At 36.0% G+C, this 24,970-nt stretch carries 28 protein-coding genes and 1 other annotated feature; of the genes, 25 read left to right on the forward strand and 3 right to left on the reverse strand.

The features are described from left to right. Positions 1 to 6: 6 nt before the first annotated feature. Positions 7 to 1,272, reverse strand: a complete 1,266-nt coding sequence (locus tag ACZ5N5_RS14070) for a replication-associated recombination protein A (protein ID WP_464372673.1) — start codon at positions 1,270 to 1,272, stop codon at positions 7 to 9. A 266-nt stretch (positions 1,273 to 1,538) separates the two neighbouring features. Here ACZ5N5_RS14070 and cymR point away from each other — a divergent pair, with 266 nt between their 5' ends. From cymR to greA, 15 genes are all read left to right on the forward strand, one after another. Further along, positions 1,539 to 1,958 carry a cysteine metabolism transcriptional regulator CymR gene (gene cymR, locus ACZ5N5_RS14075; protein WP_109984085.1) on the forward strand — a complete coding sequence of 140 codons (420 nt, stop codon included), beginning with the start codon at positions 1,539 to 1,541 and terminating at the stop codon, positions 1,956 to 1,958. Positions 1,959 to 1,978: 20 nt separating this feature from the next. After that, complete coding sequence (locus tag ACZ5N5_RS14080) at positions 1,979 to 3,121, forward strand: cysteine desulfurase family protein (RefSeq protein WP_054787792.1); 1,143 nt, start codon at positions 1,979 to 1,981, stop codon at positions 3,119 to 3,121. Positions 3,122 to 3,137: 16 nt separating this feature from the next. Beyond that, on the forward strand, positions 3,138 to 4,247 hold the full coding sequence (gene mnmA / locus ACZ5N5_RS14085; protein WP_054787791.1) for a tRNA 2-thiouridine(34) synthase MnmA: 1,110 nt from the start codon (positions 3,138 to 3,140) through the stop codon (positions 4,245 to 4,247). A 185-nt stretch (positions 4,248 to 4,432) separates the two neighbouring features. After that, entirely contained in the window at positions 4,433 to 5,101 is a 669-nt protein-coding gene (locus tag ACZ5N5_RS14090; protein ID WP_464372674.1) for a tetratricopeptide repeat protein, read from the forward strand. 17 nt (positions 5,102 to 5,118) lie between these two features. Further along, on the forward strand, positions 5,119 to 7,509 hold the full coding sequence (recD2, locus tag ACZ5N5_RS14095) for an SF1B family DNA helicase RecD2 (RefSeq protein WP_464372675.1): 2,391 nt from the start codon (positions 5,119 to 5,121) through the stop codon (positions 7,507 to 7,509). Positions 7,510 to 8,158: 649 nt separating this feature from the next. Then, complete coding sequence (locus tag ACZ5N5_RS14100) at positions 8,159 to 8,383, forward strand: hypothetical protein (RefSeq protein WP_245902316.1); 225 nt, start codon at positions 8,159 to 8,161, stop codon at positions 8,381 to 8,383. Between the two features lie 5 nt (positions 8,384 to 8,388). Beyond that, complete coding sequence (locus ACZ5N5_RS14105) at positions 8,389 to 9,462, forward strand: AI-2E family transporter (RefSeq protein WP_277679317.1); 1,074 nt, start codon at positions 8,389 to 8,391, stop codon at positions 9,460 to 9,462. A gap of 39 nt (positions 9,463 to 9,501) precedes the next feature. Further along, positions 9,502 to 9,709 (forward strand) — a binding site (T-box leader). 51 nt (positions 9,710 to 9,760) lie between these two features. Beyond that, positions 9,761 to 12,394 (forward strand): alanine--tRNA ligase, encoded by a 2,634-nt coding sequence (gene alaS / locus ACZ5N5_RS14110; RefSeq protein WP_464372676.1) that lies wholly within the window; start codon positions 9,761 to 9,763, stop codon positions 12,392 to 12,394. A 75-nt stretch (positions 12,395 to 12,469) separates the two neighbouring features. After that, positions 12,470 to 12,739, forward strand: coding sequence for an IreB family regulatory phosphoprotein (locus ACZ5N5_RS14115; RefSeq protein ID WP_054787786.1), 270 nt, complete (start codon positions 12,470 to 12,472; stop codon positions 12,737 to 12,739). Then, positions 12,732 to 13,148 (forward strand): Holliday junction resolvase RuvX, encoded by a 417-nt coding sequence (ruvX, locus tag ACZ5N5_RS14120; RefSeq protein WP_054787785.1) that lies wholly within the window; start codon positions 12,732 to 12,734, stop codon positions 13,146 to 13,148. Before ACZ5N5_RS14115 ends, ruvX begins: the two co-directional genes overlap by 8 nt. Before the next feature lie 17 nt (positions 13,149 to 13,165). Beyond that, complete coding sequence (locus ACZ5N5_RS14125) at positions 13,166 to 13,453, forward strand: DUF1292 domain-containing protein (RefSeq protein ID WP_054859195.1); 288 nt, start codon at positions 13,166 to 13,168, stop codon at positions 13,451 to 13,453. Positions 13,454 to 13,724: 271 nt separating this feature from the next. After that, positions 13,725 to 14,879 (forward strand): endolytic transglycosylase MltG, encoded by a 1,155-nt coding sequence (mltG, locus tag ACZ5N5_RS14130; protein ID WP_464372677.1) that lies wholly within the window; start codon positions 13,725 to 13,727, stop codon positions 14,877 to 14,879. 86 nt (positions 14,880 to 14,965) lie between these two features. Further along, positions 14,966 to 15,619 carry an O-methyltransferase gene (locus tag ACZ5N5_RS14135; RefSeq protein ID WP_054859196.1) on the forward strand — a complete coding sequence of 218 codons (654 nt, stop codon included), beginning with the start codon at positions 14,966 to 14,968 and terminating at the stop codon, positions 15,617 to 15,619. 5 nt (positions 15,620 to 15,624) lie between these two features. Beyond that, complete coding sequence (gene udk, locus ACZ5N5_RS14140) at positions 15,625 to 16,254, forward strand: uridine kinase (protein ID WP_054859197.1); 630 nt, start codon at positions 15,625 to 15,627, stop codon at positions 16,252 to 16,254. Between the two features lie 317 nt (positions 16,255 to 16,571). Continuing rightward, entirely contained in the window at positions 16,572 to 17,048 is a 477-nt protein-coding gene (greA, locus tag ACZ5N5_RS14145) for a transcription elongation factor GreA (protein WP_054859198.1), read from the forward strand. Positions 17,049 to 17,102: 54 nt separating this feature from the next. Here the strand turns inward: greA and ACZ5N5_RS14150 are convergent, their stop codons facing one another. Further along, entirely contained in the window at positions 17,103 to 17,357 is a 255-nt protein-coding gene (locus ACZ5N5_RS14150; protein WP_245902300.1) for a hypothetical protein, read from the reverse strand. Between the two features lie 177 nt (positions 17,358 to 17,534). Here ACZ5N5_RS14150 and ACZ5N5_RS14155 point away from each other — a divergent pair, with 177 nt between their 5' ends. Then, entirely contained in the window at positions 17,535 to 18,191 is a 657-nt protein-coding gene (locus ACZ5N5_RS14155; protein ID WP_464368090.1) for a YrrS family protein, read from the forward strand. Positions 18,192 to 18,220: 29 nt separating this feature from the next. Further along, the gene (mtnN, locus tag ACZ5N5_RS14160) at positions 18,221 to 18,913 is read left to right on the forward strand and encodes a 5'-methylthioadenosine/S-adenosylhomocysteine nucleosidase (RefSeq protein ID WP_109984589.1); all 693 of its coding nucleotides are present in this window, start codon (positions 18,221 to 18,223) and stop codon (positions 18,911 to 18,913) included. A 49-nt stretch (positions 18,914 to 18,962) separates the two neighbouring features. On the opposite strand, the gene sigK is transcribed toward mtnN, so the two are convergent. Continuing rightward, entirely contained in the window at positions 18,963 to 19,664 is a 702-nt protein-coding gene (gene sigK, locus ACZ5N5_RS14165) for an RNA polymerase sporulation sigma factor SigK (RefSeq protein ID WP_054859204.1), read from the reverse strand. Between the two features lie 231 nt (positions 19,665 to 19,895). Here sigK and ACZ5N5_RS14170 point away from each other — a divergent pair, with 231 nt between their 5' ends. The 8 genes from ACZ5N5_RS14170 (at position 19,896) to ACZ5N5_RS14205 (ending at position 24,927) form a co-directional block, all read left to right on the forward strand. After that, positions 19,896 to 20,591 carry a response regulator transcription factor gene (locus ACZ5N5_RS14170; RefSeq protein ID WP_109984590.1) on the forward strand — a complete coding sequence of 232 codons (696 nt, stop codon included), beginning with the start codon at positions 19,896 to 19,898 and terminating at the stop codon, positions 20,589 to 20,591. 3 nt (positions 20,592 to 20,594) lie between these two features. Then, complete coding sequence (locus ACZ5N5_RS14175) at positions 20,595 to 21,530, forward strand: sensor histidine kinase (RefSeq protein ID WP_464372678.1); 936 nt, start codon at positions 20,595 to 20,597, stop codon at positions 21,528 to 21,530. Between the two features lie 149 nt (positions 21,531 to 21,679). Continuing rightward, complete coding sequence (locus tag ACZ5N5_RS14180) at positions 21,680 to 22,603, forward strand: ATP-binding cassette domain-containing protein (protein WP_054859205.1); 924 nt, start codon at positions 21,680 to 21,682, stop codon at positions 22,601 to 22,603. Continuing rightward, the gene (locus ACZ5N5_RS14185) at positions 22,587 to 23,270 is read left to right on the forward strand and encodes an ABC transporter permease (RefSeq protein ID WP_464373785.1); all 684 of its coding nucleotides are present in this window, start codon (positions 22,587 to 22,589) and stop codon (positions 23,268 to 23,270) included. The genes ACZ5N5_RS14180 and ACZ5N5_RS14185 overlap by 17 nt, the downstream gene beginning before the upstream one ends. A 21-nt stretch (positions 23,271 to 23,291) precedes the next feature. After that, positions 23,292 to 23,642, forward strand: coding sequence for a DoxX family protein (locus ACZ5N5_RS14190; protein ID WP_054787779.1), 351 nt, complete (start codon positions 23,292 to 23,294; stop codon positions 23,640 to 23,642). 57 nt (positions 23,643 to 23,699) lie between these two features. Further along, positions 23,700 to 23,996 carry an antibiotic biosynthesis monooxygenase gene (locus ACZ5N5_RS14195; RefSeq protein WP_054787778.1) on the forward strand — a complete coding sequence of 99 codons (297 nt, stop codon included), beginning with the start codon at positions 23,700 to 23,702 and terminating at the stop codon, positions 23,994 to 23,996. A gap of 66 nt (positions 23,997 to 24,062) precedes the next feature. Further along, a complete protein-coding gene (locus ACZ5N5_RS14200) occupies positions 24,063 to 24,566 on the forward strand; it encodes a DinB family protein (protein ID WP_054859206.1) in 504 nt (167 codons plus the stop codon). A 151-nt stretch (positions 24,567 to 24,717) separates the two neighbouring features. Beyond that, positions 24,718 to 24,927, forward strand: coding sequence for a hypothetical protein (locus ACZ5N5_RS14205; protein WP_054787777.1), 210 nt, complete (start codon positions 24,718 to 24,720; stop codon positions 24,925 to 24,927). Positions 24,928 to 24,970: the final 43 nt, after the last annotated feature.

The following is a 24,970-nucleotide window of genomic DNA, read 5'->3' on the forward strand; positions in this document are numbered from 1 at the left end:
TAAACATTACTTTTTTAAATTATCATAAATTTGCTTAATATTTTTTTCGAATTTACCAGTTTCTTTTGGATGATAATATTGCTTATGTTTGATTTTGTCAGGTAGATATTGTTGCTTCACCCATCCAGCATCATAAGCATGAGGATACTTATAATCAAGTCCTCTACCAAGTGCCTTTGCTCCTTGGTAATGTGCATCCTTTAGGTGTGCAGGTACCTCCCCAGTATCGCCTTTTCTAATATCAGATAAGGCGGCATCAATCGCCATGATCGCACTATTGGATTTAGGTGAAAGACATAGCTCTATAATTGCTGCAGATAGTGGAATTCTTGCTTCAGGAAATCCTACTCTCTCAGCAGATTCAATTGCAGAGAGTGTATGTGGGCCTGCCTGTGGATTTGCTAGTCCAATATCTTCATAGGCACATACGAGCATTCTCCTTGCAATACTATCCAAATCCCCGGCTTCGATAAGCCTTGCTAAATAATGGAGGGCTGCATCTACATCACTTCCACGAATAGATTTCTGAAAGGCTGATAAAACATCATAATGTGCATCCCCGCCTTTATCATGAGAGAAGCTTTTCTTTTGCATGGACGCCTCTGCATTAGCTAAGTTGATTACAATCTTACCTTCTTCATTTTTCGGTGTAGAGTAGGCAGCAAGTTCTAATCCGTTTAATGCTGCTCTTAAATCACCATTTGCTGTATTTGCAAAATGTTCTTTTGCATCTTGTTGGAGGGAAATAGGGAGGGCTCCTAGCCCGTTTGTTGTATCGTGAATAGCTCGCTCTAAAGCTTCTAAAATATCCTCTTGCTCTAAAGGATAGAGTTCAAAAATATGAGACCTACTTCTAATAGCAGGGTTAATCGAATGATATGGATTGCTTGTAGTACAACCAATTAACGTGATTAGATTAGACTCAACGTGTGGAAGCAAGAAGTCTTGTTTGGCTTTATCCAAGCGATGCACCTCATCAAGTATGACGACAAGCTGACCAGACATTTTCGCTTCTTCTACCGCAATTTGCATATCCTTTTTCTTATCAATCGCAGCGTTCAATAATTTATAGCGTAGGCTGAGGCTGTTTGCAATTCCAATTGCCATAGATGTTTTGCCTGTCCCTGGTGGACCGTATAATACCATAGAATGAAGTCTATTTGCCTCTACCATTCTTCTGATCATTTTACCCTCGCCAACAAGATGTTTTTGTCCGATTACATCATCAATATGTTGAGGACGCATGCGAAATGCTAAAGGTTTACCTGACATTAAGATCACTTCCTTATTAGAAATGGAGTTATTTAACACTATTTATGAGATAGAGTATTTGTATTATAAATATTACTCTTGACTTTTTTATCCTTTTTCTATATAATTATAGAATTTGCAAATAGATTATATTGTTGGCATTCCCTTAAGCTTTTCCATAATCATTCTGCAATAAATCTATCATTCATGCTATAATAGCAACTAATGACAAACTTTTCTAGACATAAGATAAATTTGATGGAGATATTTTAAAATGAGGTGTATGTATGAAAATCTCGACAAAAGGTAGATATGGATTAACCATTATGATCGAATTAGCAAAACAAAATGGCAATGGACCCATTTCTCTAAAATCGATTGCCAAAGAAAATAATTTATCAGAGCATTATTTAGAGCAATTAGTAGCTCCATTAAGAAATGCCAGCCTTGTGAAAAGTGTTCGTGGAGCTTATGGAGGTTATGTGCTTGCAAAGGAACCAGATGATATTACTGCAGGGGATATTATACGTATATTAGAAGGTCCGATTACCCCTGTAGAGGGCATAGAAAATGAAGAGCCAGCAAAGCAAGAACTGTGGATTCGAATCCGTGATGCGGTCAAAGAAGTATTGGATACCACCACGTTACAGGATCTCTCCAACTATGGAGAGCAAGGAACACAGGACCCTTACATGTTCTATATTTAAGAGAGAAAGGCTGACAACGAATGAATGCAATTTATTTGGACCATGCAGCAACATCTCCTATGCACCCAAAGGTTATTGAGGAAATGACAAAATGCATGCATGATCAATATGGAAATCCTTCGAGTGTTCACTCCTTTGGTCGAAAATCGAGACAAATACTTGATCGAGCTCGACTCGTAGCAGCTCAATCTATTGGAGCTAATGAGAAGGATATTGTCTTTACAAGTGGTGGAACAGAAGCAGATAACCTTGCCATTCTAGGTGTGGCAAATGAATCGACAAAAGGGAAGCACATCATTACAACCAAAATAGAGCATCATGCGGTATTGCACACTACTGAATATCTAGAAAAACATGGATATCGCGTAACCTATTTGGATGTAGATGAAGATGGTTTAGTCAGTGTAGAAGAGTTAAAAAGAGCTTTAACAGATGATACGATTCTAGTCACAGTAATGATGGTAAATAATGAAACAGGTGTTATTCAGCCAATTAGAGAAATTGGTGAACTGCTGAGAGATCATCCTGCTGTATTCCATTCAGATGCTGTACAAGCATATGGAATGCTACCAATTAATGTACAAGAATTAGGGGTAGACCTTTTAACTGTCTCCTCCCATAAAATTAATGGACCAAAAGGGTTAGGATTCTTATATTCACATCCTAATGTTCGATTAAATCCACGACAATTCGGAGGAGAACAGGAACGGAAGCGGCGTCCAGGCACAGAAAATGTAGCAGGAATTGCAGGATTTACCGAAGCAATTAAGCTTGCACAAGCAGAAAGGGAACTAAGGTATGAAATGTACCTTCATTATAATCAGACATTCATCCATGTCTTAAAAGAAGAAGGCGTACATTTCGAAATAAATGGGAACGATAGTCCTAGAGTACCTACTATAACAAACATTAGCTTTCCAGGTACAAATGTGGAACAATTGCTAACCAATTTTGATCTAAGTGGAGTTGCTGCATCAAGTGGAAGTGCATGTACAGCAGGTTCAGTTGAGCCATCTCATGTATTAAGCGCAATGTTTACCGAAAATAGTGCCTGTACAACGAACTCCATACGCTTTAGTTTTGGGCTTGCCAATAATGAAGAAAATATTTTAGAAGCAGCAAGACGTGTTGCTCAAATTGTCAAAAGGTTAACAACAAACTAAAAATGAGGTGATACAGATGAAAAGACCTGAAGACACACGTGTAGTTGTAGGAATGAGTGGTGGGGTGGATTCTTCTGTTACAGCACTATTATTGAAACAACAAGGCTATGATGTTGTTGGAATATTTATGAAAAACTGGGATGATACCGATGAGACAGGCTTTTGTACCGCAACTGAAGACTTCGATGATGTCGTTCGTGTATGTAACCAATTAGACATTCCATATTATGCAGTCAATTTTGAAAAACAATATTGGGATAAAGTCTTCACCTACTTTTTGGATGAATATAAAGCTGGGAGAACGCCAAATCCGGATGTGATGTGTAATAAAGAAATTAAGTTTAAAGCCTTTTTAGAGCATGCATTATCACTAGGCGCTGATTATGTGGCAACTGGCCATTATGCACAAATACGCCGCATTGGTGACAGAGTAGAAATGCTTCGAGGAGTAGATGATAACAAAGATCAAACCTACTTCTTAAATCAATTGTCAGAAGAAGTATTAGAGAAAGTAATGTTCCCATTAGGACATCTACCAAAATCCGAAGTGCGTCGCATTGCCACTGAAAATGGCTTGGCAACAGCCACCAAAAAAGATAGTACCGGTATTTGTTTTATCGGTGAGCGCAATTTCAAGGAATTTTTAAGTGAATATTTACCAGCACAGCCAGGTAAAATCATGACTTTATCGGGAGAAGTAAAAGGTGAGCATGATGGCTTAATGTATTATACCATCGGTCAAAGACAAGGCCTTGGTATTGGGGGGCCAGGTGGCCCGTGGTTTGTTGTCGGTAAAAACCTTCAGGAAAATGTTCTATATGTTGGAGCAGACTACCATAATGATGCCCTCTATTCTGATGGGTTATTGGCTACAGATCTAAATTGGATTAATGAGGCACCTGTAGAGGCCTTCCATTGTACGGCAAAATTCCGCTATCGCCAAAAGGATAGTGGAGTGACTGTCTACCCGAATACCGATGGAACAGTAAAAGTCGTTTTTGATGACAGTGAAAGAGCGATTACGCCAGGCCAAGCAGTTGTCTTCTATCAAAATGAAGTCTGTTTAGGTGGGGGAACCATTAACGAAATCATCAAAAATGATAAATTTTTGGATTATGTAGGATAGTTTTTCGAGAAAATGCTTTAGTAATAAGTACTATAAGAAAGTGCGTATATTGATACAAATTTTAAGTATCAGTATACGCCTTTTTGTTTGTATATAATAATAAGAATGATCAAATTTTCAGTATGAACTCCCCTCTCTTTGTTTTTTCATTAAAATCAAGTAAAATAGGTGCATGGAGGTTTTAAATGATGAAAGAAATGGACCAAGGAATACAATATATGAAAGAAGGTAAGCTTGAAGAAGCGGCCAAGTACTTTACAGAAGCAATAGAACAAAACCCAAACGACCCAATACATTATATAAATTTTGGAAACTTACTTTTACATATGAAAGACTATGGGCGTGCCCAGAAGTTTTATCAAAAGGCGACTCAATTAGATGAAGAAGCAGCCACCGCTTTTTATGGCTTAGGCAACGTTTATTTTGAACAAGATGAATTTAATGACGCGAGAGTCAATTTTCAAAAGGCATTAACATTAGGACTTGATGAAGCGGATGTCTATTTTATGCTTGGATTGTCTTGTTTATATGATGAGAAATTCAAGCATGCGTTACCATACTTACAACGAGCCACCGAATTAAATGGAGAGGATGCAGATGTCTGGTTCCAATATGGTCTTGCCCTGGCCCAAACAGAACAATTAACCAATGCAAAAGAAGTTTTTATAAAAGTATTAGAGCTTGAAACAAATCATAGTGATGCCCACTATAATTTAGGGGTTATTAGCTTGTTTAATGAGAACATCCAAGAGGCGTTAGCACACTTAACTAGAGCGCTCGAAATTCAGCCTGAACATAGTCTTGCGGCTAACGGGAAGAATCAAATCGAAAAAATGCTTGCAGATAATGAGTGAATAAAGGGGTATAGGCAATGTCAACAGATCCAATTGTTGAACAAAAAAATTTTATAAAAGGGGAAATGATCCATACCATATTCGAAAATAAACAAGAGCATTTTTCGATAGCAAAGATCAAAGTATTGGAAACAAATCAAGAGCTTTCTGAAAAAGAGATTGTTGTAAAAGGGTATTTTCGAAGATTAGATCCAGGAGAAACGTATGAATTTTATGGAAGAATGGTTGAGCATAAACGATTTGGACGACAATTTCAAGTGGATAGCTACCAACGATTTCTGCCTGAATCAAAGGAAGGTGTCATTGCTTATTTATCTAGTGATTTATTTCCCGGTATTGGTAAAAAAACAGCAGAAAGAATAGTAACGGTATTAGGAGAAGCGGCCTTATCCAAAATTTTAAATGACCAATCTGTATTGGAACAGGTCAATGGATTACCTAAAGACAAACAAGAGAAAATATATCAAATATTACATGAGAACCAGGGTTTTGAGCATATAGTAATAGAATTATCTAAATATGGTTTCGGATTAAAAATGGCACAAAAAATGTACAGCGCCTATCGTGAGAAGACATTGGAGTATCTCATCGAAAATCCTTATTTATTTGTGTTTGAAGTGGAAGGTTTCGGATTTTTAAGAGCAGATCAAATTGCCCGTCAAAATGGGATTACAGTAGACCATCCAACAAGACTACAGGCAGCTTGTATCTTTGTATTACAAAATAGTATACAGGATGGAAATGTCTATTTGCCTATGGATGTTTTACTTGGTGAAATGGATCAACTTCTTCATGGGGAAGAAAATAATATAGAAGCAGAGAAGTTGACTGCTGAAATTGTGGAACTAAATAAGAAAAAAGAAATTATTGTGACAGATAAAAAGGCATATTTGCCTTCACTTTATTATTCTGAAACAGGATTTTGTGCGCAAGTGAAGCGAATTGCGGACAAGAGCCAAGAAAAGGCTTTTACCGATGCAGAGCTTTTGAAAATAGTTGGAGATATTGAAGAAAAAGAAACCATAAGCTACGGAAAAGAACAATACGAGGCAATAGAAACAGCCTTGTCGGAAAAAATAATGATTTTAACAGGTGGTCCAGGGACAGGGAAAACAACAGTAATCAAGGGTATTATTAATGCTTATGCTCAGATACATGACTTTTCAATTGATAAGGCCGATTATGATGACAGTGAGGAATACCCTTTTATACTTACTGCACCGACTGGAAGAGCAGCAAAAAGACTTAAGGAATCCACTGGCATAGAGAGTATGACTATTCATCGATTACTAGGCTGGGATGGACATGAAACTTTCGATAAGGATGAAAACAATCGAATTACAGGGAAAATAATTGTCATCGATGAGTTTTCGATGGTAGACATATGGCTTGCTTATCAATTGTTCCGAGCTATACCTAGTGATATGCAAGTCTTGATCGTCGGTGATGAAGATCAATTACCATCTGTTGGACCTGGTCAAGTTTTGGCAGATTTATTGGCAAGTAAAGTAGTAAAGTCCATTCAGCTAACAGAAGTATATCGCCAAAAGGAAGGGTCAAAAATAATCCAGCTTGCTCACGAGATTAAAAATGGTCAGGTGGAGAAAGAAACGCTTGTGAAAGCTAATGATTTTAATTTTTTTAAATGTTCTGATTATCAGGTTGTCGATATTGTGAAGCAAATAGTGAAAAAGGCACACGATAAAGGTGTCGATCTACGACAAATTCAAGTGCTTGCACCAATGTATCGATCAAAGGCAGGAATCCATCGATTAAACGAAGAACTACAAAAAGTGTTAAATCCTTCCGTGCCTGGTAGAAGAGAAATGCGTTTTGGAGAGATGGTTTTCCGAAAAGGAGATAAAGTGATCCAGCTCGTTAATCAGCCCGAGGATGGAGTTTTCAATGGGGATATTGGAGAGGTAGTAGCCATTTTTGAAAAGGATGAAAATATGGAGCAAGAGGAACAAGTAGTGGTGGCCTTTGAAGACCGAGAGGTTCCTTATGCTAAAACAGATTTAATGAATTTAATGCATGCTTATTGTACGTCAATTCATAAATCTCAAGGGAGCGAGTTTGCTATTGTTATACTTCCAATTATTAGGGGGTATAACCGAATGCTACGAAAAAACTTAATTTATACAGCTATCACTCGTGCTAAGCAATCGCTTGTCATTTGCGGAGATGAGGATGCATTTTTAAAAGGGGTGCTAACAGAAGATACCAATCAACGCTACTCTTCCTTAGGGGAGTTTTTACAAGAACTTTTTGGCATGGAAGAGAAGGAAGAGCTTAAGGAAATAGAAAGTGACGATGAAACAGCTACTGAAAAGACAGCAGATGAGTTGCTATTACAGGTGAAGGTTGGCCAAGAGGATTTTTCGCCTTATGATTTTATGGAAGATTAAGTGAAGATTTATTGGAAATTAGCTGTGCTACTTATTCTAATAGTTTCACTAATTAACAGGTTTCCGAGGTGGCGGTTGTTTTGAACAATATATCACAGTTGCATGCTGTACAAATCTTAATTAAGTACTGATTTGAGATGAGGACTAGCGAAAATGGTACTTATTACAGTTTTAAGTACTGATTTGAGACGAGGACTAGCGAAAATGGTACTTATTACAGTTTTAAGTACCAATTTGAGATGAGGACTAGCGAAAATGGTACTTATTACAGTTTTAAGTACCAATTTGAGACGAGGACTAGCGAAAATGGTACTTATTACAGTTTTAAGTACTAATTTGAGATGAGGACTAGCGAAAATGGTACTTATTACAGTTTTAAGTACTAATTTGAGATGAGGACTAGCGAAAATGGTACTTATTACAGTTTTAAGTACCGATTTGAGATGAGGACTAGCGAAAATGGCTTTTATGGCAGCCCCACTGTTAGAGCTTTTCCATACAGGCGTTTGGCATAACAAGTATCAATCATAAAACCTTCACTCACTCATTGAATACATTGTTTCCACAATAGAAAAAAAGTACGGCAAAAGATCATTTCTTTCATTTATCCATCCTTATGATGTGTATAAAAATCCTTATTATGGAAAGGATGTATGGTAAAAACGTAAGAAATGAGGGAACTTTGGTGATTTGCCCAAACTGCAGAAGCAAGGATATTGGAATTATTGGGACTAACCAGTATTATTGCTGGAATTGTTATATAGAGCTATCAATACAAAATGATCTCCTTCACCTTCACGAAGTAGAAATGGATGGTTCCTTAAGCTCTTTAGATGACCTTTTTTCCGATGAGGAAAGAAGAGTAGAGAGGTAATGATGATGAAGAATCAAGCAAAAAAGGTTCGCATTGCGCTTCAGTTAATCATCCTTTGCCTTGCCGTACTCTTTTTCTATCTATTAATCATTTTATTCCCATTTTATAAAAGCTTATTGCTCATGTTTTTTCAAATTATCCTACCTTTTCTCATAGCGGGTTTGATAGCATATTTATTGCACCCAGTTGTAGAGAAGATTCATCAATACAATATTCCACGAACAATCGCTATATTACTAATTTATTTATTCTTTTTTCTAATAGCTGGTCTAGGAATCTATTTCTATTTTCCGACGATCGTAAGACAATTAAATGAGTTCAGACTGAACATTCCACAATTAATCGAGTCCTATCAGACCTTTTTATATAGTATTTATGATCAAACATCATTTTTGCCAGAAGGCTTTCATGATAAATTAGATGAATTTTTTCTTAACATAGAGAATAGGCTTGGCAATATCTTCACAGCGATAATGGATAATATTCCAATGGTTTTTGATGTGTTTGTCATGATTGCCGTAATCCCCATTTTGTCTTTTTATTTTTTAAAGGATTACAGCCGTTTGGAAAAAGGGGTACTCAAGCTAATACCTACTAGATATCATGCCTTTACAAAAAGATTAGCAAATGAAATGGAAGAGAGTTTAGGTCAATATATTCGAGGGCAAATTTTAGTTTGCTTCTTAGTCGGCTTTATTGCCTACTTATTATTAAAATGGATTGGAATGGAATATTCCATCCTACTCGGGGTTATTATTGGTTTAACCAACTTCATTCCATATTTTGGTCCAATTATTGGTGCCATTCCTGCACTTTTAATCGCCTTTACGATTTCGACTAAAATGGTGTTATTCGTATTGCTTGTCATTTTAGCTGTTCAGCTTACAGAAGGGAATCTGCTTTCTCCTTTTATTGTTGGTAAAAGTATTCGCATCCATCCTATTTATATCATTCTTGCATTATTTATTGCAGCAAAAGTGGGAGGAGTGATTGGAATGATCCTAGCCGTTCCTTTATTAGCAATCGGGAGAGTGGCGGTCCCGCTTATTTACCGACAGATGAAACAAATTGACAGATAGCCATTTTTTCAATATAATATCCTAGCGAAGTCATATAACGGTAAAACGATGAAAAACATGAGTAGGTAGCTAACATTTCTAGAGAGGAATTTCCTTGGCTGGAAGAAATTCTAATGCACTGGTTACTGAAGCTAGTTTGAAGTGCAGTTTAATCACTGCCGGTGGTATCCACGTTACGGATCGAAAGATGATAGCTTTGGAATAAAGCTATAATTAGGGTGGTACCGCGGAAACTCTCGTCCCTTTGCTTTATAGCAGGGATGGGAGTTTTTTTACTATAAAACGGAGGTATAATAAAATGAAACAATTATCATCTGCACAGGTTCGTAAAATGTTTTTGGATTTCTTTAAAGAAAAGGGTCATGAAATAGAACCAAGTGCCTCATTAGTACCAAAGGATGACCCAACACTACTATGGATTAACAGTGGTGTAGCTACATTGAAAAAATACTTTGATGGACGTGTTATCCCAGAAAATCCTAGAATTACAAATGCACAAAAATCAATTAGAACAAATGATATTACAAACGTCGGTTATACAGCGAGACATCACACCTTTTTTGAAATGCTTGGTAATTTTTCCATTGGTGATTATTTTAAAGAGGAAGCGATTGATTTTGCGTGGGAGTTCTTAACAGGAGACAAATGGATTGGATTTGATAGTGAAAAGCTATCGGTTACAGTCCACCCCGAGGATGAAGAAGCTTACAAGCTTTGGCGGGATAAGATCGGTTTACCAGAAGAACGAATTATACGAATTGAAGAGAACTTTTGGGATATTGGGGAAGGACCAAGTGGACCAAATACGGAGATTTTTTATGATCGTGGGGAGGAATATGGCAATGATCCGAGTGATCCTGAGCTATACCCTGGTGGAGAAAATGAGCGCTATCTAGAAATTTGGAACCTTGTTTTTTCTCAATTTAACCATAACCCAGATGATAGCTACACACCTCTTCCGAAGAAAAACATTGATACCGGTATGGGACTTGAACGTTTAGTAAGTGTTATTCAAGGAACAAGAACAAATTTTGAAACAGATTTATTCTTACCGATTATACAAGCTACTGAAAAAATGGCAAACACAAAATATCAGACAAAAGCTGAATCAGATGTTGCCTTTAAAGTGATTGCAGACCATATTAGAACAGTCACTTTTGCCGTGAGTGATGGTGCACTTCCTTCTAATGAAGGTAGAGGATATGTACTAAGACGGTTATTACGTCGTGCAGTACGGTATGCGAAACAAATTGGAATTGAAAAGCCTTTTATGTTCAAACTTGTACCAACTGTAGCAACAATAATGGAAGCATTCTATCCAGAGGTGAAGGCAAAGGAAGCCTTTATTCAAAATGTTGTTCAAACAGAGGAAGAAAGATTCCATGAAACCTTACAAGAAGGTTTACAGATTTTAAATACCATTGTTAAACGTGAAAAAGAAGAGAATAGTAGTATATTTCCAGGGGAAGAAGTTTTCCGATTATATGATACCTATGGCTTTCCAAAAGAATTAACAGAGGAATATGTCGCTGAAGCTGGGTTTACAATAGATGAAGAAGGTTTTGAAAAAGAGATGGAAAAACAACGCGACAGAGCTCGAAATGCTAGACAAAAGGTTGATTCAATGCAGATTCAAGATGGTGTCCTAGCTAGCATAGATGCGAATAGTACGTTCATTGGATATGACCAATTACGAATTGATACGACTGTTTCAGCGATCGTGGCAGAAAAAGAAACCGTTTCTTCTATTCAGGATGGTCAAGAAGCTTATTTAATCCTAGCAGAGACGCCATTTTATGCAGAAAGTGGTGGACAAATAGCAGATAAAGGTTTGATCTTTAGCAAAAATGGAGAGGCTGAAGTACTGGATGTCCAAAAAGCACCGAATGGACAAAATCTTCATCGGATTCTAGTGAAAAAAGGGACCGTTTCTACGAATGAACAAGTAACGGCTCGTGTAGATGAATCATCACGTCAGTTTATTATAAAGAACCATACGGCAACCCATTTATTGCACCAAGCATTAAAGGATGTATTAGGAACACATGTTAATCAAGCGGGCTCTCTAGTCACTAGTAATCGTCTTCGCTTTGACTTTTCCCACTTTGGCGCTATAACCGAAGAAGAAATTGTAGAAATTGAGCAGCTCGTCAATGAAAAAATATGGGCATCCATTCCAGTAATGATTAGCAATAAAAAATTAGCGGAAGCAAAAGAGATGGGTGCGATGGCATTATTTGGTGAAAAATATGGGGAGATCGTACGTGTTGTTCAAATTGGTGACTATAGTATCGAATTATGTGGTGGATGCCATGTACAAAATTCTGCTGAGATTGGCCTATTTAAAATTGTTTCAGAATCTGGTATAGGTGCTGGAACGAGAAGAATAGAAGCTGTAACTGCCAAAAGTGCCTACCAATTTGTTAATGGAAAGCACCAATTATTAAAAACAGTTGCTTCTAAATTGAAAACGAAGGAAGAGCAAGTTACTGAACGGATTGAACATCTATTTAAAGAAATGAAGGATCAAGCGAAGGAAATGGATTCACTCAGTAAGAAACTGTCTCAACTTGAAGCATCTTCCATTCTAGAAGATGTAAAAGAAATAAATGGAGTTAAGGTTTTAGCCAAACAAGTGGATGTCTCTGATATGAACCAGCTCCGTCAAATGGTTGATGATATGAAGCAAAAATTAAAATCTGCGATTATTTTATTAGCAACTGTTCAAAATAATAAGGTTCAATTAGCTGCAGGGGTGACCAAAGATTTAGTCCAACAATATCACGCTGGTAATCTAATCAAAGAAACGGCTAAAATATGTGGTGGCGGCGGTGGCGGCCGTCCAGATATGGCACAAGCTGGTGGAAAAGACCCAAGCAAGATTCAAGAAGCATTACAATATGTAGAAAAATATGCAGAAAAGAAAGTCTAAGTTTGGTAATTTTCTATTATAAAAGGTATAATAGGGACACAATAGAGTAAATTAGTATCGTTTGGGGGTGCTTCCATGGATGGAATGGATAAAACAATGAAATTTAATTTTGCTGAAGAACCCGTTGAGAAGGATGTTAGCGAAGTACTTTTATTAGTACATGAAGCATTAGAGGAAAAAGGTTATCATCCAATAAATCAAATTGTTGGTTATTTACTATCAGGTGATCCAGCATATATTCCCCGTCATAAGGATGCACGAAATTTGATTAGGAGAATTGAGCGTGATGAAATATTGGAAGAATTAGTCCAATATTATATTAGCTCGAATAAGCATAATGGGTAAAATTCTAGGGTTAGATGTGGGCTCGAAAACAGTAGGAGTCGCAATAAGCGATGGTTTGGGCTGGACAGCTCAAGGCTTAACGACCCTACAGTGGCAAGAACCTGTTTTCGAGTCTGTAAAAAGCGAATTAGCTACAATTATTCAAGATCATGAAGTAGAAAAGGTTGTCATTGGTTTACCCAAAAACATGAATGGCACAATTGGTCCTCGAGGTGAGGCATCACAAGAGTTCGCCAAATTTGTCGAAAACCATTTTTCACTGCCGGCTATATTATGGGACGAACGTCTTACAACCATGGCGGCGGAAAAAGTTCTACTTGAAGCAGATATTAGTCGGAAAAAGCGCAAGAAGGTCATCGACAAAATGGCTGCAGTAATGATATTACAAGGTTATTTAGATAGTAAGTAAAAAAGGAGGTCATTTGAGTGCCACTAGAAGAAAAGGAACGTATCATTATTCCTGACGAAAATGGTGAAGAACATTTATTCGAAGTGCTTTTTACATTTGATGTGGATGAAACCGCACAATCTTATGTAGCAGTAGTACCTGCTGAACAAAAAGAAGATGAAGAGGTAGAAGTATTTGCCTTTCGTTATGAAGAAAAACAAAATGACGATGACTTAGCACTTTATCACATTGAATCAGATGAAGAGTGGGATATGGTAGAAGAAGTGCTCAATACCATTGCAGAAAATGAAGATTTACAAGAATAATGAAAGCTGGCTAGTGTCATCTAGCCAGCTTTTTTATACGTAAAGTATAAATTTTTTTTGCAGGAAGTAAAGCGATGAAGCGAAAATTTTGATGTCCAAAGTATCCGAATGGAATTTTTAGAGGAAATACCATTGAAGCTATTGTAAACCAGATACGTGTGTAAATGAGTAAAAGAATTAAAAATTTACTAATACTCCCAAATTTCGATAGGTTCAGTTTTCCTTTGCTGAATTTTGTAGTATAATATATCGGGTGAGAGGGGGATTCCTTATGGGGAAAGAGACCGATGAAACCAATCTAAAGAAAAATAACAAACCTACATATAAAGAAATTGCTCAACAGCGAGGGAAAGAAGCTAGTGTGGCGAGAAAGATATTCTTGATCATTTTTCTTGTACTATTATTCATCATTATTGTAGGTGGATTTCTAGGATATAAATATGTCAAAAATGGACTGACACCTGTTGATCCTAGTAATAAGGAAACGATAAATGTTACGATTCCACTCGGGTCAAGCACCTCCAATATTGCTTTCATCTTAGAAGAGAATGGGATTATTGCTAATAGCTTAATCTACCGATTCTATGTCAAATTTAACAATGCCTCTGACTTTCAAGCTGGTGATTATGCATTATCACCTTCGATGACATTAGAGGAGGTTACAGAGGAGCTTCAAACAGGTTCTGTTACCCAGGCAGGAGCCGTACGTGTCACCATACCTGAAGGACGTAACATAGAGGAAATAGCGGAGACTTATGAAAAAACAGCAAAGATAGATAAAGACGCCTTTTTAGAAAAGATGTCAGATAAAGCTTATATACAAGAGCTAATAAAACAGTATCCTGATATTTTGACAGAAGATATTTTGCAAGAGGATATTCGTTACCCGCTAGAGGGATATTTGTTTCCGGCAACTTATCAGTTTGCCGAAGAGAAACCAAGTATTGAAAAAGTGGTTACAAGCATGCTGAATAAGACGAAAGAGGTATTTATGCCTTACCTAGAACAGATTAAAGGCATGGAGCAATTTAATATGCACGATATTTTCACTTTTGCATCATTAGTAGAGGAAGAGGCACCAAACAATGAGGATCGTCGACTCATTTCTGGAGTTTTTTATAATCGAATAGATGAAGGCATGCGACTCCAAACAGATCCAACGGTAATTTATGCACATGGTGAACATATTTCAAGATTAACGTATGATCACTACGAGATTGAATCACCCTATAATACGTATACAGTAACAGGCTTACCGATTGGTCCTATTGCTAATTTCGGTGTTAGCTCTCTACAAGCTGTCTTAGAGCCACAAGACTCCAATTATTTATATTTCTTGGCAGATCAAGAAGGAAATGTACATTATTCTACAACCTATGAGGAACATCAGACACTAGAAGAAAAATATATTCACTCACAAGATTAAACGTGGATGGAAGCAGGGGAGAACATTATCCCTGCTTTTCCATTGCAAACTCTACTATACAATATCGCTCGGGGAGGAGCCTATAAGTGATTCAACCAGTCATTACCGATTATTTAAAAGGCTTAAAAAAGGACAAGCCAGAATGGACAACAATATTGGAATTAGAAGCCCAAAATGACCATGTTCCTATAATGGACCAAATTAGCATGGATTTTCTAGTTCAACTACTTCGTATAAAAAATGCCAAAAAGATATTAGAGATTGGTACAGCGATTGGTTATTCTGCATTACAAATGAGTCAAGTCTCAAATGAAATACAGGTTGTTACGGTCGAAAGAGATGTAAACATGTTTGAGCGTGCATTGTCAAACATAGAAAAATTAAAGAAACAAAAGCAGATCCATCCGATTTTTGGGGATGCTTTAAAAGTACAACAAGAAGTGGAAGAAAGAGCGCCATATGATCTTCTTTTTATTGATGCCGCTAAAGGACAATACCAGAAGTTTTTTGAACTATATGAGCCAATGCTTAAAGAGGATGGTTTAATTGTTACCGATAATGTGCTATTTCGTGGACTTGTCGCAGATAGTACAGATGCCTCGAAAAGATTACAAAAGCTTTCGGAGAAAATTGATCAATATAATCAATGGCTAATCCATCATCCAGATTACGTAACCACGATCGTACCTATTGGAGATGGAGTGGCCTTAAGTGTACCAAAACGGAACATAGGAGTGTAAACAACATGGAAAGAAAGAAGCCCGTTATTATTGGTGTTGCAGGGGGCTCCGGCTCCGGAAAAACCTCTGTTACAAAATCCATTCAAAATCGTTTTATCGATCAATCTGTTCTTGTTATTGAGCAAGACTTTTACTATAAAGATCAGTCGCATATGGAATTGGAAGAGAGGTTACAAACAAATTATGACCATCCATTAGCATTTGATCATGACCTACTAATTGAACATATCCAAGCACTGGTGAATCATCAACCAATCGATAAACCAATTTACGATTATAAGCTTCACACAAGGTCTGACGAAACGGAAAAGGTTGAACCAAAGGATGTTATCATAATTGAAGGTATTTTAATATTAGATGATCCCAGATTAGTCGATTTGATGGATATTAAAGTATTTGTCGATACAGATGCGGATTTACGTATTATCCGTCGTCTATTACGCGATATTAATGAGAGAGGCCGCTCTATTGATTCCGTCATTCATCAATATTTAGAAACCGTAAGGCCTGCACACTTGCAGTTTATTGAGCCGACTAAACGCTATGCAGATATTATTATTCCTGAAGGCGGCCAGAACATGGTTGCGATTGACTTATTAGCTACAAAAGTAGAGACGATTTTAGCCAAAAAATAATTTTAGATCCGTCAATAATAGAAAACTATTGAAAAATAATCCGAAATCTGCCATAGTAGTGGTTAGTATAATATTTTATCACGATGAGCAACTCTCAGTTAGCTTCAAAAGATGCCACAAATATCTTTATTTGTGGTATAATCTTTATTTACATGATACTACCAGCTAAAAGGATGTCTCGAAGTATAGCACCATTTACATACCAAACGAATTTCTGAGCTGTAAAAAATGGTGATAAATAAATGAATTTTTCATACAAATAAAGAGATATTCTCACAATCAATCAGTTAGTAATTGGAATGAAGGAGTGTAGGAACATGCCAGAAGAAAAAAGCTATTATATGACAGACGAAGGAAAAGTAAAATTAGAACAAGAACTGGAATATTTAAAAACAGAAAGAAGACAAGAAGTTGTAGAAAGAATTAAAATTGCAAGAGGATTTGGAGATCTCTCAGAGAATTCGGAATATGATGCGGCTAAGGATGAACAAGCATTTGTTGAATCACGTATCGCACAAATTGAGAATATGATCCGTAATGCTGTAATTATTGAAAATGATACCGATAATCCTGATATAGTTTCCCTTGGAAAAACCGTTACCTTTCAAGAACTGCCAGATGGTGAAGAGGAGAGCTACACCATTGTCGGAAGTGCCGAGGCAGATCCTTTTGAAGGAAAGATATCCAATGATTCACCAATAGCCAAAAGTCTTTTAGGACATTCTATTGGAGAGGAATTGACCGTACCTACACCAGCTGGTGACATGCAAGTGAAAATCTTAAATGTAGAATAAATAAAATGGATACCCTTTAAGTGGGTATCCATTTCTATTATGTATATTCTGCATTTACATATTTAAATGAACGGATGATGGACATGTTACTTCATGAAAAGGGAAGGTGGTTTTCAGTCTTTCTTCAATGAACCCCTCTTTGTTTGTTTCTAAAATAAACTGAAAGATAATTTCTTCTGATATGGAGTGAAATTCTAGCGTAATACCATTGAAAAAATAGATACATAATAACTTTTTTTCTTTGTCATAGCTAATGGAGTCAAAGGAATTTAATTCCCATAATTGACGATTAAAAGTTGTAGTTTTCATCAAAATCACACTCCTAACCCTTTCTTAATATAATATATTCCATATTTATGGACAAAATCCTGCTCATATGACAAAAAAAGAAAAAATTCGTTACAAATATTACATTTTTTCATGATAATATTCATTTGCTGTATCAAATAAACTTCTAGTATAATAAGCAAATAGGAGGTTTTGTCTATGTCAGAGGAATGGGAAAGCCAAACTAGAAAAAATCGATACGTTAAAAAAAGAAAAAACACAAAATTAATCACAGGACTAAGTATTGTTGGTATTATATTGATCGCCATACTCATTTTCATGCTCATCTTTGGTGGGGATGATGAGAAAGATCAGAAAGAAGAGAACAATCAACCAACCGAACAACAAGAGCAACAAGATCAAGATCAACAGCAAGAACAAGAAGATAATAGTGGAACAGAAGATCAAAATAATGAAGAGATGGATGAGAGCCCTAACCAACAAGAAGATCAAGCTTCCGATAGTGAGGGTGAAGTAGAAACAAACCCCGTAGAATCAGAGGATGAAAATGTCTCCGAAGCATATGAGGGGAATTGGAATCCCGTTGGAACTGTTCAGGAGGGCCCACATACGACAAGTTATGATGATGGCTCAGTAGACCGTCAGGAAATGAGTAAAGCAGTCGAAGTAGCGACAGGCATCCCTGCGGAAGAACAAACGATTTGGTGGGTAGGAAGAGCTGGAGACCAATCGGTAGAATACACAGTAAGTAGAAAGGATGAAGAAACTACTTATCGTGTCCACCTTACTTGGATCGAAAATGAAGGATGGAAACCGACATTAGTAGAACAATTAATAGAGAATAAACATAAATAATAACAAAGAGATACTTTTTGGGAGGGATCATCATGATCGGCATTATTGGAGCAATGGATGAAGAAATAGAATTATTAAAAACAAAAATGGAAATCGATGAACATCTCGTAATAGCCAATAGTCACTTTTTTATTGGTAAGCTGGAGGGAAAAGAGGTTGTCCTATTAAAATCAGGCATTGGAAAAGTCAATGCCGCAATGACTACAACCATTCTTTTTGAAAGGTTTCACCCAGAGTATGTGATAAATACTGGGTCAGCAGGAGGATTTCATCATGACTTAGAGGTCGGGGATATCGTCATTTCCACTGAGGTCGTTCACCACGATGTAGATGTTACAGCATTCGATTATGAATATGGACAATTACCAGGTATGCCAGAAAGATTTTTATCTGACCCAATTTTAATGGAAAAAGCCATGCTAGCAGCTAAGAATATTCAAGAAATCCAAGCAATGAAGGGTCTTATCTCTACGGGAGATACATTTATGCAGGATGAGGACAAGGTGTCTTTTGTTAGAGAGAAATTTCCTAATCTGATTGCTGCCGAAATGGAAGCTGCAGCTGTTGCACAAGTATGTTACCAGTATGAAACACCTTTTGTGATTATTCGTGCATTATCTGATATTGCAGGGAAGGAATCTTCTGTTTCCTTTGATTCATTTTTAGTAAAGGCCGCTGAGAATGCAGCAAATCTAATTATGGATGTTATTAAAAGCTCATAACAAATAGGAAAAAGCAGTGGGAAAAGAAATCCTACTGCTTTTTCCTTTGCTATTTTTTTAATTCATTACGGTAATATTCATGAAATACTTTCATTAATGCTCTTTTTTCAATTCTAGAGACATAACTTCTGGAGATATTGAGCTTTTTCGCAATTTCACGTTGTGTTAGTTCGTCTTTATTTCCTAAGCCAAATCTGGCAATTATAACTTCTTTTTCCCTACTGTCTAATACACGTAAGTATTTTTGTACCTTTTCAAGCTCCATGTGCAATTGTATCGCTTCGGTAATGTCTTCATTTTCTGCTTCTAGGATATCCATTAAGCTAATCTCATTTCCTTCTTTATCCTGCCCAATAGGATCATGAAGAGATACATCTTTTTTGGTTTTCTTAATTGCACGCAAATGCATGAGGATTTCATTTTCGATACAACGAGCAGCATAAGTAGCTAGTTTCGTCCCTTTTCCGCTCGAGAAGCTTTCAATTCCTTTAATTAGCCCAATTGTACCGATTGAGATTAAATCCTCAGCGTCCTCACCGGTGTTTTCAAATTTTTTGACGATATGTGCAACAAGTCGAAGATTATGTTCAATTAATTTATTACGTGCCTCATCATCTCCTTGTTGCATTCGTTCAATCATTTCTGCCTCTTCCTGTGGTGGAAGTGGTTGTGGAAAGGTATTATTTTTAACATAGGCAACAAAGAACAATGCCTCTTTAATAAGTGCAATAATACCGAACAAGATTGACAATCTAACACCTCCTCACTAGGTATACGCCCATATTTCATTGTATGTCGACATGTTGTCCATTGTGCTAGTGGATTTATGGTGGACTGTAATCCTGTGTTATTGTTTCGGACGCTAAAAAGTAGAAAAGGGCAAATTATCACTAATTAGTTATAATAATCAAATTATTCCTTTGGTAAAAGCCTGTTAAAAAGTATAATAATGTTATTACCATATATGATTGGACGTGTGATTATGCAAAAAAAGATATTGCTAATAGAAGATGACCAAGAAATTAGTGAACTGATAACAAGTCACTTACAAGAAGAAAATTACTCGGTACTTTCTGTCTTCGATGGTGAAATAGCACTTCGAATTTTTGAAAAGGAAGCCATTGATTTAGTTTTACTAGATATCATGCTACCGAAGTTAAATGGGATGGATTTTTTAAAAAAAGTGAGAGAAATTAGCTTAGTTCCAGTGGTGATCATTTCAGCTAAAGGAAGTGACATCGATAAAACGTTAGGTCTAGGATTTGGTGCAGATGATTATTTGAGCAAGCCTTTTTCCATGCTTGAATTAACTGCAAGAGTGAATGCTGCCATTAGAAGAGCTACACAATATGTTTCCATTAGCAACGACACTACTTTCGGCTCCATACAATTTGGCAAACTTACACTCAATTTAGATACTTTTTCAGTAAATGTGAAAGGGAAACATATACAACTAACTTCAAAGGAATTTCAAATTTTAAAGCTATTTATGACGAACCAAACGAGAGTCTTTACAAAAGAACAAATTTACCAGTTTATTTGGGAAGATGATTTTTACGGTAATGAGAATGTCATTAATGTTCATATTCGTAGACTTCGTGAAAAAATTGAAGAAGATCCTTCTAAACCTCAATACATTCAAACCATTTGGGGAATTGGCTATAAATTAGGAGAGTAATAAATGAATATAATACCATATGTAATCATTCCAGTACTATTGATCGTGGTAGGTTGGCAGTATTTATCAAGGCAAAAGTTAAAAAGTGAACTCAACGAATTGCACAAAAATTTAGCTCGTATCATAGATAATGAAACAACTGAAAAAGTACTAGTGCAAACAAATCATTATACTGTTCGAAATCTACTTTTACAAGTAAATAGACTTCTAAGTTATAATCAAAGAGTAATTGCTGATTTTAAGAGAACAAAAGAAAGCTTGAGAAAAATGCTATCTAATATGTCACATGATTTAAAAACTCCCATGACAGTTATTTTAGGTTATGTTGAGAAAATAAAGAAAAGCGACAAAATTTCTAAAGAGGAACACAATGAAACAATACATCGCCTTCATGATAAAACGTTAAGTGTTATTAATTTGATGAATCAATTTTTTGATCTTGTCAAAATAGAGTCAGGGGATATGGATCTTCCAATGAGCCGTTTATCCATAAATGAAATTTGCAGGAAAAATATTTTAGAGTATTACCATTTATTGCATTCAAAAGGGCTTCGTGTAGAGGTAGATATTCCAAATATAAATCATTATATTCTCGGAAATGAAGGTGCATTAAACCGAATATTCAGTAATCTTATTTCGAATGCTATTCGTTATGGAAGTGATGGGGGTGTGATAGGTCTAACGATAAGAGAAGAACTTGAGACTGTTGCAATTGATATCTGGGATAAAGGTAAGGGTATTGAAGAAGTGCACCTGAATCGAGTCTTTGAGAGACTTTACACGCTAGATGATGCAAGGAATCCTGAATTTCAAGGGAGTGGCCTTGGATTAAGTATTACGAAACGTTTAGTAGAAACAATGAATGGTGAGATCCATTTATATAGTAAGCCTTTTGAAAAAACAATCTTCACTTGCATTTTTAAAAAAATTACCTATTAAACATGGTCGTCCTCCCGAATTACAGTCTCTTTACTTACTTAAAAAAGTATTAAGATAGCACCATTTATCACTTAAGAAATTTGTAAGGAATATGAAAGAAAAAAAACAAGATTGTTTATTATGATAGAAGTATCGAAGGAGGTTCATTCATGGATTATATTGTTCAAACGAATAACTTAACAAAAAAAATAAAAGGGAAGGACCTTGTGTCAAATATTAATATTCACATAAAAAAAGGTGAGATTTACGGTTTTCTAGGCAAGAACGGAGCAGGTAAAACGACAATTATGAAAATGCTTACAGGAATGACTTCACCAACAACTGGAGAGGTTTTGCTGTTCAATGAACGACTTACAGAGAAATCAAAATTATCCCTAGCAAGAGTCGGCAGTATCATTGAATATCCAGTTTTTTTCGAGCATTTAACAGCATTCCAGAATTTAAAATTGCATTGTGAGTATCTAGGTTTTTATGATGAAAATGACATAAAACAAGCATTGCATTTAGTGAATTTACAAGGAATAGATAATCAAATCATAAAAGAGTTTTCACTGGGAATGAAGCAGCGACTTGGAATTGCAAGAGCGATTATCACAAAGCCTGAATTAATCATTTTAGATGAGCCAACTAACGGCTTAGATCCTATAGGTATAAAAGACATACGTCATTTAATTCGAATGCTAAATAAAGAATATGGAATGACATTTCTTCTTTCTAGCCACATTTTAGGAGAGTTAGAGCATGTTGTGGATCGGGTAGGTGTCATTCATGATGGTAAATTATTGAATGAGATAACGTTAGCTGATATTCGAAATGGGAGATCTGATTATATAGAGCTTGTGCCAACTAATGTTCAGCGGGCTGTTTTTTTATTAGAAAATGAACTTCATATTTCAAACATGAAAATTATAGAAGACCACAAAATTCGCATATATGATATGTCCTATAAACAAAGTGAAATATCAAGAACACTGATTATGCATGATGTAAGTATTGAAGAAATGAAAAAACACTCAAGCTCATTAGAAGACTATTTTTACCAGCAAATCTATGGAGGTGGTAATATTGACTAATTTGATGCGTTTGGAGTGGAAAAAATTAAAGCAAAAATCTATCGTGGGGGAAGTGGTTATTTATCCACTAATTTTAATGTTTTTACCTGTGTATTTTATTGAAGCCGTTAGTCCTGATTTTGGTAAGGACTATGCGACAGTTATTGAATTGAATATGTTCATTCAAATGGGCTTTATCTTATTTGGAGGCTCTTTGATTAATCAAGTTTTTATTGATGAATATAAAAACAAAACAATTTCACTAGCTTTCAGATATCCAATCAGTCGGAAGAAGCTATTTACAGCGAAGATTTTATTTATTGGACTCTTTGTGTTTCTGCTTACCATGATTTCCTATATGTTAACAGGTATTGCCACGTATATCGTTGACCAGGTACATCCAATTATTCAAGGTGATCTGACTAGTTTTGATTTGCTCACATTCTTTTCCCAAATGGTATTTCGTTCATTGATCATCACCTTGATGAGTTTTGTTCCACTATTTTATTTTGGTATTTGCAAAAGGGCAACTATTCCAACTGTTATCTGTGCAATTGTCGTCATGCAATCACATTTTGTAAGTATGATCAACCTAAATTTTGATCTTATTCTTGCTGTACTTACTATTTTGGGAGTAGTAAGCATTGTTCTTTCTATTACTACAGCGGAAAAATTTGGAGAGATATAATTTTTCTTAGGAGGTAGAACATTGGTTATTTCTATTGTTTTAAAGAGCATTTTAATTTGTTTGTTTTTAGTACTTGGAGTTCAGAAAATATTCGGTCATCCAATGCAAGTTGAGATTTTTAAGAATCTTCAGCTCCCACAATGGTTTAGGTTGGTTACTGGGTGGGTGCAGTTGGTAGGAGTGATATTCTTAATTATAGGTTTTTGGGAAGAATGGATGACTATAATTGGAGGAATTTGGTTAGGTGTAACGATGTTCTTTGCCTTTTTAGCACACAGCAGAGTAAAAGATACATTTGGAAAATCTGTTCCAGCTTTAGTATTCCTAATTATTGCTATTGTGCTCGTAATATCAACCTATGCTAAAATGTGATTAATTACTTATGAACATGTCATCTAGAAAAGATTAGATAAAAGGGAGAAGTTTAAAATGATTTTAGAAGCAGTAATGCTACAGGTGAAAGAAGGTTTAGAGAATGATTATGAACTCGCATTTCTTGAAGCCTCCAAAATTATCTCATCAATGAAAGGGTATCGATCACATCAATTACATCGATGCATGGAAAAGAAAGGGAAATATCTGTTAGTCGTGGAATGGGATACACTTGAGGACCATACGGTGGGATTTAGACAATCACCAGATTATCAGAAATGGAAAGAAAGACTTCATCATTTTTATGATCCATTTCCAGTCGTCGAACATTTTGAAAAGGTTGTCCAACAATGATTAACTAGCATAGTTGATGTCATAGTGAGTATATTTAATACGATAAGGATGAAGGGAGATTTACTTATGGAAACAAGCAGAGTTAGGAAGATGTACGATTACCATGTGTGGGCAAACCATCAAGTTATTGAGCACTTAAAGCAATTGCCTGATTCTATTTTTCATCAACCTATTACTAGCGTTTTTTCGACTATTTCAGAGGTTATGGTTCATCTATATGTTACAGATATTATTTATTTATTAACATTAAAAGGTGTCCACTATGATGATGTCCTAAAGATAATAGATGAGCAGAAGTCACAGCTTGAAGGAGCAGATATCGCTGCGGTAGAAAAAGCATATCACAAGCTTTCTGAAGATTATTATCAGTTTTTGAATCTACATCAAAATTTAGAGGGAACAATCAAAGCTGAACATCCTCGTTATGGCAAAACAGAATTCGTCATGGCAGACATTCTTCATCATGTGATTAATCACGGGACCTATCATCGAGGTAATATTACGGCAATGCTTCATCAGCAGGGCGAGAAAGGTGTACCTACTGATTATATTTATCATATTTTTTCATGAAAAGTGGGGGAAGTTATTCTTTCCCCATTTTTCTTATGATCAAACTCTGTGATAAAATGACTGTTTAGATAGAAGCATAAATCTCCTTCGATGGTTTACAAAAAAATAACAAGCTTGATAAAATTGGTCGTAAAGCAAATAAAGGAGGACAATGAATGGTGGTAGACATAACCCACGACTAACCTCTGAAGTTGCTAGCTTGTTGACTCAATATAATTTAGAAAACAGTTTAATCGGGAAGCGAAAACCGATAAACACAATGGAAATATGTCAAATGTTAAATGTTCTTCTTATCATTTCGAATAATACAATGAATAATAGAAACATTAAACAAAAGCACTTCGGGTATATGAAAATATAGCTCGACAGTGCTTTTTTGTTAAAGGTGGAAAGTAATTTGGAGA

This window comes from Gracilibacillus sp. JCM 18966, assembly GCF_055392695.1.

What these genes read in the sequence shown, in the direction of transcription:
- ACZ5N5_RS14150 (WP_245902300.1), bottom strand. Translation starts at nt 17,357, where the DNA reads ATGAAAACTACAACTTTTAATCGTCAATTATGGGAATTAAATTCCTTT.
- ACZ5N5_RS14200 (WP_054859206.1), top strand. Translation starts at nt 24,063, where the DNA reads ATGGAAACAAGCAGAGTTAGGAAGATGTACGATTACCATGTGTGGGCA.
- ruvX (WP_054787785.1), top strand. Translation starts at nt 12,732, where the DNA reads ATGGGTAAAATTCTAGGGTTAGATGTGGGCTCGAAAACAGTAGGAGTC.
- ACZ5N5_RS14180 (WP_054859205.1), top strand. Translation starts at nt 21,680, where the DNA reads ATGGATTATATTGTTCAAACGAATAACTTAACAAAAAAAATAAAAGGG.
- ACZ5N5_RS14175 (WP_464372678.1), top strand. Translation starts at nt 20,595, where the DNA reads ATGAATATAATACCATATGTAATCATTCCAGTACTATTGATCGTGGTA.
- mltG (WP_464372677.1), top strand. Translation starts at nt 13,725, where the DNA reads ATGGGGAAAGAGACCGATGAAACCAATCTAAAGAAAAATAACAAACCT.
- ACZ5N5_RS14205 (WP_054787777.1), top strand. Translation starts at nt 24,718, where the DNA reads ATGAATGGTGGTAGACATAACCCACGACTAACCTCTGAAGTTGCTAGC.
- cymR (WP_109984085.1), top strand. Translation starts at nt 1,539, where the DNA reads ATGAAAATCTCGACAAAAGGTAGATATGGATTAACCATTATGATCGAA.
- greA (WP_054859198.1), top strand. Translation starts at nt 16,572, where the DNA reads ATGCCAGAAGAAAAAAGCTATTATATGACAGACGAAGGAAAAGTAAAA.
- recD2 (WP_464372675.1), top strand. Translation starts at nt 5,119, where the DNA reads ATGTCAACAGATCCAATTGTTGAACAAAAAAATTTTATAAAAGGGGAA.
- udk (WP_054859197.1), top strand. Translation starts at nt 15,625, where the DNA reads ATGGAAAGAAAGAAGCCCGTTATTATTGGTGTTGCAGGGGGCTCCGGC.
- ACZ5N5_RS14070 (WP_464372673.1), bottom strand. Translation starts at nt 1,272, where the DNA reads ATGTCAGGTAAACCTTTAGCATTTCGCATGCGTCCTCAACATATTGAT.
- ACZ5N5_RS14090 (WP_464372674.1), top strand. Translation starts at nt 4,433, where the DNA reads ATGATGAAAGAAATGGACCAAGGAATACAATATATGAAAGAAGGTAAG.
- ACZ5N5_RS14115 (WP_054787786.1), top strand. Translation starts at nt 12,470, where the DNA reads ATGGATGGAATGGATAAAACAATGAAATTTAATTTTGCTGAAGAACCC.
- ACZ5N5_RS14105 (WP_277679317.1), top strand. Translation starts at nt 8,389, where the DNA reads ATGAAGAATCAAGCAAAAAAGGTTCGCATTGCGCTTCAGTTAATCATC.
- ACZ5N5_RS14080 (WP_054787792.1), top strand. Translation starts at nt 1,979, where the DNA reads ATGAATGCAATTTATTTGGACCATGCAGCAACATCTCCTATGCACCCA.
- mnmA (WP_054787791.1), top strand. Translation starts at nt 3,138, where the DNA reads ATGAAAAGACCTGAAGACACACGTGTAGTTGTAGGAATGAGTGGTGGG.
- alaS (WP_464372676.1), top strand. Translation starts at nt 9,761, where the DNA reads ATGAAACAATTATCATCTGCACAGGTTCGTAAAATGTTTTTGGATTTC.
- ACZ5N5_RS14100 (WP_245902316.1), top strand. Translation starts at nt 8,159, where the DNA reads ATGTATGGTAAAAACGTAAGAAATGAGGGAACTTTGGTGATTTGCCCA.
- ACZ5N5_RS14155 (WP_464368090.1), top strand. Translation starts at nt 17,535, where the DNA reads ATGTCAGAGGAATGGGAAAGCCAAACTAGAAAAAATCGATACGTTAAA.
- ACZ5N5_RS14170 (WP_109984590.1), top strand. Translation starts at nt 19,896, where the DNA reads ATGCAAAAAAAGATATTGCTAATAGAAGATGACCAAGAAATTAGTGAA.
- ACZ5N5_RS14195 (WP_054787778.1), top strand. Translation starts at nt 23,700, where the DNA reads ATGATTTTAGAAGCAGTAATGCTACAGGTGAAAGAAGGTTTAGAGAAT.